Origin of the sequence: Streptomyces odonnellii (assembly GCF_000981895.1) — a bacterium.
GTDB lineage: Bacteria > Actinomycetota > Actinomycetes > Streptomycetales > Streptomycetaceae > Streptomyces > Streptomyces odonnellii.
The window spans coordinates 1-2,145 of sequence record NZ_LATD01000459.1 but is presented as its reverse complement, the minus strand read 5'-3'; the positions used below and the strand labels follow the sequence as shown (position 1 = coordinate 2,145).

Sequence of the window (2,145 nt, the reverse complement as noted above, 5' to 3'; positions counted from 1 at the left end):
TAAGCACCCCGTGAGCGCCCGCCCTCCTGCGGCGCCCCACCGCCCCGCCCCGCAGCGCGTACGCCCGAGTACGCCCGGCACGCACGTACACCGGTACGCGCGTACGCCCCCAGCGCCAGCCCCCAGCCACCGCCGAAAGCCGACATCTCCGTGAGCCAGCCGATCGCACCGACCGCACCGGTCCCGGATCCGGACCCCATGCCCCTCCTCGACCAGGCGCCCGGCGCAGCCGCCGAGACCGACCTCAGCGCCCTCGCCCGCCGCCATGGACTGACCGTGAGCGGCGCCCGCCCCACCCTGCCCGCCTACCTCCGCGGCCTCTGGTCCCGGCGTCACTTCATCACCGCCTTCGCCACCGCCCGGCTGACCGCCCAGTACAGCCAGGCCAAGCTCGGCCAGCTCTGGCAGATCATGACCCCGCTGCTCAACGCGACGGTCTACTACTTCATCTTCGGAGTGCTGCTCGGCACGAAGAACGGTGTGCCGGACTTTGTCCCGTTCCTGGTCACAGGCGTCTTCATCTGGACCTTCACGTCCAGTTCGATCATGGCCGGCACCCGCGCGATCTCCGGCAACCTCGGTCTCGTACGGGCCCTCCACTTCCCGCGCGCCGCCCTGCCGGTCGCCCTCGCCCTCCAGCAGCTCCAGCAACTTCTCTTCTCCCTGGGCGCGCTGGCGGTGATCCTTGTCTGCTTCGGCGAGTACCCGAAGCCGAGCTGGCTGCTGATCGTGCCGGCGCTGGCGCTCCAGTCGCTGTTCAACACCGGGGTCTCGATGGCCGTGGCGCGGCTGGCGGCCAGGACCCCGGACCTCTCACAGCTCATGCCCTTCGTCCTGCGCACCTGGATGTACACGTCGGGCGTGATGTGGAGCGTCGACAAGGTGGCCGGCAACGGCCGGCTGCCGCATGCCGTCACGGTGGCCCTGGAGTGCAATCCGGCCGCCGTCTACATCGACCTGACGCGCTTCGCGCTCATCGACAGCTTCACCGCCGCCCGGCTGCCCCCGCATGTCTGGGCCGTCGCCGCCGGCTGGGCACTGCTCGCCGGAATCGGCGGGTTCCTGTTCTTCTGGAAGGCCGAGGAGGAGTACGGACGTGGCTGACCGCATCCCCACCGACACGGAACACACCCCCGCCGACACGGGGCTCACGCCTGCCGACACGGGACACACACCCGCCGTCGCCGAACGTGTCCCCACCGTCGTCGCCGACGGGGTCCACATCACCTATACGGTCCATGGCACCCGGGGCGGCCGTGGCAGCGCCACCACCGCCCTGAGCAGGATCGTCTCCCGCCGGGCCACTCCGGGTGCCCGCCAGGTCCATGCCGTACGGGGTGTCAGCTTCGCGGCGTACAAAGGCGAGGCGATCGGTCTGATCGGCTCCAACGGCTCGGGCAAGTCGACCCTGCTCAAGGCGGTCGCGGGACTGCTCCCGCCGACCCGGGGCAAGGTCTTCACCCGGGGCCAGCCCTCGCTTCTGGGCGTCAACGCGGCCCTGATGAGCGATCTGACCGGCGAGCGCAATGTCATCCTCGGCGGGCTGGCCATGGGCATGTCGCGCGAGCAGATCCGTGAACGCTACGACGCCATCGTGGAGTTCTCCGGGATCAACGAGAAAGGCGACTTCATCTCCCTGCCGATGCGGACCTACTCCTCGGGGATGGGCGCCCGGCTGCGCTTCTCGATCGCCGCCGCCAAGAGCCATGAGGTCCTGCTGATCGATGAGGCGCTCTCCACCGGCGACGCGAAGTTCCAGCGCCGCAGCCAGGAGCGCATCGCGGAACTGCGCAAGGAGGCCGGGACGGTCTTCCTCGTCAGCCACAGCAACAAGACCATCACCGAAACGTGTGACAGGGCGCTCTGGCTGGAGTCGGGGACCCTGCGGATGGACGGCCCGGCGGCGGAGGTCGTCGCGGCCTACGAGGAGTTCACGGCCAAGAAGAAGTAGCGGGCGGCACGAAGAAGCCCGAACGGTACGAGGGAACCGGAACAGGCACGCAGGCGCCTGGACCGAGCGCGAAGGCCCCTGGACAACGCGGGACCCGGATCGAAGAGACCGGATAAAGGGTGAAAAAGCGGGCTAGGGTGCCGGTCGATGACAAACCCGCCGACCGGCACAGCCGACACCCCCGAGCCCACGCC

General features: G+C 69.6%; 3 protein-coding genes. 2 read left to right on the top strand and 1 reads right to left on the bottom strand.

The window, feature by feature from the left end; translation table 11 throughout:
- Window positions 1-200: hypothetical protein (locus WH07_RS41550; protein ID WP_232789143.1), on the bottom strand; the 200-nt coding region annotated here is incomplete at its 3' end.
- On the opposite strand from WH07_RS41550, the gene WH07_RS32875 reads away from it, so the two are divergent.
- Window positions 199-1,104: an ABC transporter permease gene (locus WH07_RS32875; RefSeq protein WP_046508280.1), complete on the top strand. Its 906-nt coding sequence runs from the start codon at window positions 199-201 to the stop codon at window positions 1,102-1,104. The genes WH07_RS41550 and WH07_RS32875 overlap by 2 nt on opposite strands.
- Before the next feature lie 118 nt (window positions 1,105-1,222).
- Window positions 1,223-1,951 carry an ABC transporter ATP-binding protein gene (locus WH07_RS32870; RefSeq protein ID WP_046508282.1) on the top strand — a complete coding sequence of 243 codons (729 nt, stop codon included), beginning with the start codon at window positions 1,223-1,225 and terminating at the stop codon, window positions 1,949-1,951.
- The last annotated feature ends 194 nt before the right edge of the window (window positions 1,952-2,145 follow it).

Excerpts from the sequence above, each read along its gene's own strand:
- WH07_RS32875 (WP_046508280.1), top strand. The coding sequence starts at position 199 with ATGCCCCTCCTCGACCAGGCGCCCGGCGCAGCCGCCGAGACCGACCTC.